At 64.9% G+C, this 8240-nt stretch carries 7 protein-coding genes and 2 pseudogenes; all 9 read left to right on the forward strand.

Annotation, left to right across the window (positions count from 1 at the left end):
- Window positions 1–107: 107 nt before the first annotated feature.
- Window positions 108–1127, forward strand: a complete 1020-nt coding sequence (locus ACWGS8_RS33225) for an MBL fold metallo-hydrolase (RefSeq protein WP_454584894.1) — start codon at window positions 108–110, stop codon at window positions 1125–1127.
- 70 nt (window positions 1128–1197) lie between these two features.
- Window positions 1198–1764 carry a hypothetical protein gene (locus ACWGS8_RS33230; RefSeq protein WP_454584895.1) on the forward strand — a complete coding sequence of 189 codons (567 nt, stop codon included), beginning with the start codon at window positions 1198–1200 and terminating at the stop codon, window positions 1762–1764.
- A 91-nt stretch (window positions 1765–1855) separates the two neighbouring features.
- Entirely contained in the window at window positions 1856–2017 is a 162-nt protein-coding gene (locus ACWGS8_RS33235) for a DUF1328 family protein (RefSeq protein ID WP_082525393.1), read from the forward strand.
- Between the two features lie 121 nt (window positions 2018–2138).
- Window positions 2139–3023 (forward strand): diaminopimelate epimerase, encoded by an 885-nt coding sequence (gene dapF / locus ACWGS8_RS33240; protein ID WP_454584896.1) that lies wholly within the window; start codon window positions 2139–2141, stop codon window positions 3021–3023.
- Window positions 3023–4363, forward strand: a complete 1341-nt coding sequence (gene mtaB, locus ACWGS8_RS33245) for a tRNA (N(6)-L-threonylcarbamoyladenosine(37)-C(2))-methylthiotransferase MtaB (RefSeq protein WP_454584897.1) — start codon at window positions 3023–3025, stop codon at window positions 4361–4363. The genes dapF and mtaB overlap by 1 nt, the downstream gene beginning before the upstream one ends.
- 12 nt (window positions 4364–4375) lie before the next feature.
- Window positions 4376–6199: a signal recognition particle-docking protein FtsY gene (ftsY, locus tag ACWGS8_RS33250; protein ID WP_454584898.1), complete on the forward strand. Its 1824-nt coding sequence runs from the start codon at window positions 4376–4378 to the stop codon at window positions 6197–6199.
- Window positions 6200–6243: 44 nt separating this feature from the next.
- Window positions 6244–6918 carry a septation protein A gene (locus tag ACWGS8_RS33255; RefSeq protein ID WP_454584899.1) on the forward strand — a complete coding sequence of 225 codons (675 nt, stop codon included), beginning with the start codon at window positions 6244–6246 and terminating at the stop codon, window positions 6916–6918.
- Between the two features lie 24 nt (window positions 6919–6942).
- A pseudogene (locus ACWGS8_RS33260) lies at window positions 6943–7550 on the forward strand (pyridoxamine 5'-phosphate oxidase family protein).
- A 58-nt stretch (window positions 7551–7608) separates the two neighbouring features.
- A pseudogene (locus ACWGS8_RS33265) lies at window positions 7609–8127 on the forward strand (NADPH-dependent FMN reductase); the annotation flags it as partial.
- Between the last annotated feature and the right edge of the window lie 113 nt (window positions 8128–8240).

The following is an 8240-nucleotide window of genomic DNA, read 5'->3' on the forward strand; positions in this document are numbered from 1 at the left end:
TCGCTCAAGTTCGTGGATCTCGGCCGCTACAGCGCTCGCCCGCAAATGCTTGCGCCAACCGGCGCAAGGCCTATGTCTAGGAGCCGAAATCCGCTGGAGCGCAAACCTTGGCCCCGAGCAAAAGAGCCGCCAACCGCTATTACAGCGGTCCGCCCAGCGACCATTTCGATGGCACCTTGTTCTTCAACCCTGGCGGTCGGATGCCCGGCCGCTTCACCGATCTGCTGAAATGGCAGTTCAACGGCCAACGCGCGAAATGGCCGGCGGCCAGTCCGAGCCCCTTTCCGCAGGCAAGGCCGGCCGCGAAGGTCGAAGGGACCGACCTCACCGTAACCATGGTCGGCCATTCGACCTTGCTGATCCAGACGGCTGGGCTGAATATCCTCACCGACCCGGTCTGGTCGCAACGCACCTCGCCATTTTCCTTCGTCGGGCCAAAACGCGTCAATGCGCCGGGCATCGCCTTCGACGATCTGCCGCCGATCGACCTCGTTCTGGTCAGCCACAACCACTACGACCATCTCGACCTCGCCACGCTGAAGCGGCTGAAGCAAAGGCATGATCCGCTGGTGCTGACGCCGCTCGGCAACGACGTGTTGATCGGCGAGTCGGTTCCCGGCATGCGCCTGTCGGCGCATGACTGGGGCGACCGGATCGACATCGCTGACCGCGCCGCCATCCATATCGAGCCGGCGCATCACTGGTCGGCGCGCGGCGCCCGCGACCGGCGCATGGCGCTGTGGGCCGGCTTCGTCGTCGAGACGCAGGGTGGCAAACTCTATTTCGCCGGCGATACCGGCTTCCATGACGGCATCAACTACCGGCTGATGGCGGACAAACATGGCGGCTTCCGCTTCGCCATCCTGCCGATCGGCGCCTACGAGCCGCGCTGGTTCATGGCGCCGCAGCACCAGAACCCGGAGGAAGCGGTGCAAGGCATGAAGCTATGCAAGGCCGCCTTCGCCGCCGGCTGCCACTGGGGCACTTTCCAACTCACCGACGAACCGATGGACGAGCCGGTCCGCAAACTGGCCGAGGCGCTGGACGCCGAGGGCCTGCCGCAGGAGCGCTTTCGCGCCTTGCAACCCGGCGAGGTCTGGCATGTGCCGGAGATCGGGCACGGCTGAAGTCCGCATTGGCCATTTACGGCACCATCATTTTCGCCGATGGTCCGCCCAGCAAAAAAGGGGAATGCAGATGAAATCTATCCTTGCAGCGCTGATGGTGCTGGCAATCTCGGCGCCGGCGGCTTTCGCGGGTGAAATCACGGATCGCGCCGCCGACGCCGAAAAGGCGCTGCAGGCAGGTGACGGAGCCGGCGCGCTGGAGAAATTCCGCGGCGCCGAGGAGGCCTTGTGGCAAGCGATGCCGCTCGCCGTGCAGAATGTCAAACAGGTCGATTCGGCCGGCGGCTTCGGCATCTACAGCGAGCGCGCCAATCACATTTACAAGCCGGGCGAGAAGGTCGTGCTCTATATGGAACCGGTCGGCTATGGCTATGGCTCGGACGGCCTCGGCAACAGCCAGATCGCGCTTTCCGTCGACCTCACCGTGCTTTCGGACTCGGGCGAAGCTTTGGGCACCTTCGAGAAGATCGGCAGCGTTCAGGTCGCTTCCCGCTCGCACAACCGCGAACTGTTCTTCAAGCTCGACCTTTCCCTCGATGGGCTGCCGCCCGGGAAATATAAGTGCAACTTCCTCATGCATGACCAGAACTCGACCAAGACGGCGCCGTTCAGCACCGATATCGAGATCGCGGGCTAGGTTCTTCCATCGCCTCGCAGCCGGCGGAACCCAAGCGCGACAGAAGCGTTTTCATGCAGCTTCAAGATCTATCGGCTTGCGAGGCATTCCCATGCTCAAATGGATCATCATCCTGCTCATCGTCGCCGCCGCGGCCAGCCTGCTCGGCATGCCGGCGCTGGCCGGAGCCGCGGCCACCGGTGCGCGCATCCTCATCGGCATCGTTCTGGTCATCTTCCTGTTGGTCGTGCTTGGCATCTTTGCGGTGACCTAAGTCCGGCGTCTGCGCCGTGACCAGTCCGGCGTCTGCGCCGTGACTGAACATGCCTGCGCACTGGTAATTCCCGCCCGTTTCCGCCATATAGCGCCAAACGGACACGGAATTTCGCGGAGCAATGGCAAGCACTGCCCCTTTCGCCAAGATGAACGGCATCGGCAACGAGATCATCGTCGCCGATATGCGCGGCCGTGCCGATCAGGTGACGGCGGCGGCGGCCCTTGCGTTGAACGCCGATGCCGCGACCCGCTTCGACCAGATCATGGCGATCCATGACGCGAAGACGCCGGGTACCGCCTACTATGTCGACATCCTGAATTCCGACGGCACCAGTGCGCAGGCCTGCGGCAACGGCATGCGCTGTGTCGTCCAGGCGCTCGCCGCCGAGACCGGCCAAAAGACCTTCACCTTCGAGACCCGCGCCGGCATCCTCAACGCCCGGGAACATGCCGACGGCACGATCTCGGTCGACATGGGCATGCCGCGTTTCGGCTGGCAGGAGATTCCGCTTGCCGAGGAGTTCCGCGACACCCGCATGATCGAATTGCAGATCGGCCCGATCGACGCGCCGGTGCTGCATTCGCCGTCCGCCGTCTCGATGGGCAACCCGCACGCCATCTTCTGGGTCGACCGCGACGTCTGGTCCTATGAGCTCGAACGTTTCGGCCCGTTGCTCGAAAACCACCCGATCTTTCCCGAGCGCGCCAACATCACCATTGCCCAGGTGACCTCACCCGAGAGCATGATCATCCGCACCTGGGAACGCGGAGCCGGCCTGACCAAGGCCTGCGGCTCCGCCGCTTGCGCAGCGGTGGTGGCCGCGGCCCGCACCAGGCGCACCGGCCGCGGCGTCAACCTTTTGACCCCCGGCGGCGGCACGCTGCATGTCGAATGGCGCGAGGACGACCACGTCATCCTGACCGGTACCGCCGAGTGGGAATTTTCCGGCAGCTTCGATCCCTCGACCGGCACCTGGGCCCGTGACACCGAAAGCGCGGCCTGATGTCGGTCGCTCTGCCCAGGAGCCCGGACTTCGACGGCTCCCTTTCCGAAGCCCCCAACCGCATTGATGTGGTGACCTTTGGCTGCCGGCTGAACACCTATGAATCCGAAGTGATGCGGCGCGAGGCCGAGAGTGCCGGGCTCGGCGCGCTGCAAGGCGGCGCCGTGATCTTCAACACCTGCGCCGTCACCGGCGAGGCGGTGCGACAGGCCAAACAGGCGATCCGCAAGGCGCGCCGCGACAATCCGCATGCGCGTATCATCGTCACCGGCTGCGCTGCGCAGACCGAGCCCGAAAAATTCGCCGCCATGGACGAGGTCGATCTCGTACTCGGCAATGAAGAGAAGCTGAAGGCGAACTCGTACCGCGCGCTGCCGGATTTCGGCGTCAACGACACCGAGAAGGCCCGCGTCAACGACATCTTCTCGGTGCGCGAGACCGCCGGCCACATGGTCGATGCCATAGAGGGCCGCGCCCGCGCTTTCGTGCAGGTGCAGAATGGCTGCGACCACCGCTGCACCTTCTGCATCATTCCCTATGGCCGCGGCAATTCCCGCTCGGTGCCGATGGGCGCCGTGGTCGAGCAGGTCAAGCGGCTCGCCGGCAATGGCTATGCCGAGATCGTGCTGACCGGCGTCGACATGACCAGCTTCGGCGCCGATCTGCCGGGGGCGCCCAAGCTCGGCAAACTTGTGAAGACCATCCTGAAGCAGGTGCCAGACGTGAAGCGCCTGCGGCTATCCTCGATCGATTCCATCGAGGCCGACGAGGATTTGCTCGATGCCATCGCCACCGAACCCAGGCTGATGCCGCATCTGCATCTGTCGCTGCAGTCGGGCGACGACATGATCCTGAAGCGCATGAAGCGAAGGCATTTGCGCGACCAGTCGATCCGTTTCTGCGAGGATGTGCGCAAATTGCGTCCCGCGATCGTCTTCGGTGCCGACATCATCGCCGGCTTCCCGACCGAGACCGACGCCATGTTCGAGAACTCGATAAAAATCGTCGAGGAATGTGGCCTGACCCATCTCCATGTCTTCCCGTTTTCACCGCGCGAGGGCACGCCTGCCGCGCGCATGCCGCAGGTCCGCCGTGAACTGGTCAAGCAGCGCGCCGCCCGGCTGCGCGCCGCCGGCGAAGCCGCCTATCGGCGCCATCTGTCCTCGCTGCCCGGAACGCGCCAGTCGATCCTGATCGAGCGCGACGGGCTTGGCCGCACCGAAGGATTTACCCTCGCCGCGCTCGGCACCGGCACGCCTGGCGAGATCGTCGAAGCGACAATTACTGGCCACGATGGCGCCCGGCTCAACGCAGTGCCGCTTGCCGCACGCGCCGCCTGAGAAACGCAAAGCATGGCTGGTTTTTTCAAGAAGATATTTTCGTTCGGCAAGAAAGAGGTTGTCGAGGAGCGCGTCGACGAGACCGCCCCGCTGCCGCCGATCAAATGGGACCAGCTCGATGCGCTGAAGCCGGCGGCCGAACAGGTCGTCCCGGAATTTCTGAAGCGCGATGAGCTGGAACCAGCGCCCCACCTTCCCCTTGATGGGGAGGTAAAGCTCGCGCCTCGGCCGGCACCTGAAGAGCCAGCACCCGAGCCCGCACCAACCATTCCGACTCAGCCGGAGCCGATTATTCCGTCTGAGCCGGAACCCTTGCCGCGGCCCGCGCCGCAAGAGGAACCGGCACCCGCGCCAACGCCTACTGAGCCGCCGGCGCCCGAGGAAATTCCGCTTCCCCCTGCCGCCCCGGAGCCCGCCCCCGAACCGCAGCCGCAAGAAATCCCTGCTCCCGCGCCTGCCGAGCCGGAGATTGCGCCGCCGCGCCCGGAAGGGCAGCCCGAACCGGCGCCGATCGAAGTGCCGGCGCCGCCTGCGGAGATTCCGGCGGAAACACCAGTACCGGTCGAGGTGCCGCCACCGGCTGCCGAAGCTGCGCCAGCGCCCCACCCTCCCCTTGATGGGGAGGGTCGCCACGAAGTGGCGGGGAGGGGTGATGGCACCGGCGTAGGCGCCGGTCATCCCCACCCCCGAGCTGCGCTCGGGACCCTCGAGGGGGAGGTAAAGCGCACGCCGGTCGAAGCTGCACCCGCGCCCGTCGAGCCACGGCCTGCCATTGCTAAGCTAGCACCCGAACCACAACCCGCCCCGCCACCGGCTCCTCAACCTCTGCCGGAGCCGACACCCGCTCCTGGCAAGGTGACCGTCACCAAAAAGGTCGAGCAGAAGGCCGAGCCGGTGAAGGCGCCGGAGCCGGCGCCGCGGCGCTCCTGGTTCCAGCGCATGCGCGACGGCCTCGCCCGATCCTCGCGCGAGCTCACGGGCAACATCGCCGGCGTCTTCACCAGGCGCAAGCTGGACGAGGACACGCTGCAGGACCTGGAAGACGTGCTGATCCGCGCCGATCTCGGCATGGAGACGGCGCTTCGCGTCACCGATGCGCTGGCTTCCAGCCGCTATGGCAAGGATGTCTCCGACACCGAAGTGCGCGCCATCATGGCGGCCGAGGTGGAGAAGGTGCTGACCCCTGTCGCCATGCCTCTGGAACTCGACCTCTCGCACAAGCCGCATGTCATCCTGGTGGTCGGGGTCAACGGCACCGGCAAGACCACCACAATCGGCAAGCTGGCGGCAAAACTGACCGATGGCGGCCTGTCGGTGATGCTCGCAGCCGGCGACACCTTCCGCGCCGCCGCGATCGAACAGCTGAAGATCTGGGGCGAACGGACGAAGTCGCCCGTCATCGCCTCCAAGCTCGGCGCCGATGCCGCGGGGCTGGCCTATGACGCCTTCGAGAAGGCCAAGGAAGCCGGCTCCGACGTGCTGATCATCGACACCGCCGGCCGCCTGCAGAACAAGACAGAACTGATGGCGGAGCTGGAAAAGATCGTGCGCGTGCTCGGCAAGCTCGATCTGGAAGCGCCGCACACCGTGCTGCAGACGGTCGACGCCACCACCGGCCAGAACGCGCTCAACCAGGTCGAGATCTTCCGCAACATCGCCGGCGTCAACGGCCTGGTGATGACCAAGCTGGACGGCACGGCGCGCGGCGGTATTCTGGTGGCGATCGCGGCAAAGCACAAACTGCCGGTCTATTTCATCGGCGTCGGCGAACAGGTCGACGACCTCGAACCTTTCTCCGCAAGCGAATTCGCCAGGGCGATCGCTGGAGTGGCGTAACGGCATGATCCTTTTCAACGGGATCGCGCGTAAGAAGGAAGATCATGAACCCACCCATTCTCGAACGCGATCCGTCCGACCCGCAAAAAGAGAAGAAGGAAGGCGTCAATCCCGTGCTCAAGCTGGTGCTGGAGCTTGGGCCGCTGCTGGTCTTCTTCTTCGCCAATGCGCGCGGCGAGTGGCTGGTGCAGAAATTCCCTGTCCTGGGCGAATTTGGCGGCCCGATCTTCGTCGCCACCGGCCTGTTCATGGCCGCCACGGCAATCGCGCTGATCGCCTCGTGGCTGCTGACGCGCACACTGCCGATCATGCCGATGGTGTCGGGCGTCGTCGTCTTCATCTTCGGCGCGCTGACGCTCTATTTGCAGGACGACATCTTCATCAAGATGAAGCCGACCATCGTCAACACGCTGTTCGGCGGCGTGCTGCTCGGCGGCCTGTTCTTCGGCAGGTCGCTGCTCGGCTATGTCTTCGATTCCGCCTTCAGGCTCGATGCCGAAGGCTGGCGCAAGCTCACCTTCCGCTGGGGCCTCTTCTTCCTGTTCCTGGCCATCGTCAATGAAGTGGTGTGGCGCAATTTTTCCACCGACGCCTGGGTTACCTTCAAGGTCTGGGGCATCATGCCGATCACGCTTCTGTTCACTTTCAGCCAGATGCCGCTGATCCTGCGCCATTCGCTGGACGACAAGGCAGGCGGGGAAGAGAAGGCCGGCAAGTAGAGCCTGCAAACAAGGGGGAGAGGCATGGACTTCGTCACCACGCGTGAAGAGCTGAGGACGATCTACAAGACGCCGCGCCCGACCGACGGTTCCATCCGCAAGGAGCTGAAGGCGCTCGACGGCCATTGCCGCTCCTTCATCGGCAAAAGCCCCTTCGTGCTGATCGGCTCGTCCGACGACCAAGGCAATGCCGACGTGACGCCGAAAGGCGACAAGCCCGGCTTCGCCGCCATTCTCGACGACAGGACCATCGCCATCCCCGACCGGCCCGGCAACAACCGGCTGGACACGCTGGAGAACATCCTGCGCAATCCCTCGGTCGGCCTGCTGTTCCTGATCCCCGGCATGAACGAAACGCTGCGCGTCAATGGCGATGCCCGCATCACCGTCGACCGCGCCTCGCCGTCGACGGCAAGGAGCCGCAAAGCGTCGTCGTGGTTGCGGTCAAGGCAGCTTACATGCATTGCGCCAAGGCCTTCATGCGCTCCAATCTGTGGAAGCCCGACACCTGGTACGACCGCGCGACGCTGCCGACGCTCGGCCAGATCCTGCGCGACCAGCTGGTGGTTGCCGATTCGGCCGAGGCGACCGACCGCTGGCTCGACGAGGAATACAAGCAGACGATGTGGTAGGTTTTCCCGGCGCGATTCGCGTCGGACCGGTCCCCACGCTGTGCTGAACCTCCTCGCCATCTCCGGCAGCCTGCGCGCCGCCTCCACCAATTCCGCACTGGCCGCGGCACTGGCGCGCAACGCGCCTTCAGGCTGCCGCGTCACAATCTATGACGGGCTCGGCCGTCTGCCGATCTTCAATCCCGACGACGAGGGCGAGCGCACGCCGCGCGAAGCGGCCGAGTTGATCGACGCCGTCACCGCCGCCGACGGCATCATCGTCTCCTGTCCCGAATATGCCCATGGCGTGCCGGGCGGGCTGAAGAACGCGCTCGACTGGCTGGTCTCGCGCGACGCCGCCGTCGCCAAGCCCGCCATGCTGGCCCACGCCTCGCCGCGTTCGCTGTTCGCCCGCGCCGCTTTGGCCGAGATCATGCGGACAATGTCGTTCGCGATGTATGAGGATGCGGTGCTGGAGATTGCCCTGCTGGGGAAGAGGCCGCCGGAGCTGGAGGCTATTTTGGGGGAGCCGGAAAATGTGATGGCGATGCGTAATGCGGTGCAGGGTTTCGCAGAGTTCATACGCAGCCAAACATGAGGTCGTCATGTATGGACGGCCCCTTTTGGGCAAGAGGCAAAATGACGGCGACGGCGTAAGTCTGGAGCGGTCATGTATTCGGCCTTTAGTGCGGTCGATTTCAATGACCGCTG

The sequence above is a fragment of the Mesorhizobium sp. 43Arga genome (assembly GCF_053714255.1).

What these genes read in the sequence shown, in the direction of transcription:
- ACWGS8_RS33230 (WP_454584895.1), top strand. Translation starts at nt 1,198, where the DNA reads ATGAAATCTATCCTTGCAGCGCTGATGGTGCTGGCAATCTCGGCGCCG.
- ACWGS8_RS33235 (WP_082525393.1), top strand. Translation starts at nt 1,856, where the DNA reads ATGCTCAAATGGATCATCATCCTGCTCATCGTCGCCGCCGCGGCCAGC.
- dapF (WP_454584896.1), top strand. Translation starts at nt 2,139, where the DNA reads ATGGCAAGCACTGCCCCTTTCGCCAAGATGAACGGCATCGGCAACGAG.
- mtaB (WP_454584897.1), top strand. Translation starts at nt 3,023, where the DNA reads ATGTCGGTCGCTCTGCCCAGGAGCCCGGACTTCGACGGCTCCCTTTCC.
- ftsY (WP_454584898.1), top strand. Translation starts at nt 4,376, where the DNA reads ATGGCTGGTTTTTTCAAGAAGATATTTTCGTTCGGCAAGAAAGAGGTT.
- ACWGS8_RS33255 (WP_454584899.1), top strand. Translation starts at nt 6,244, where the DNA reads ATGAACCCACCCATTCTCGAACGCGATCCGTCCGACCCGCAAAAAGAG.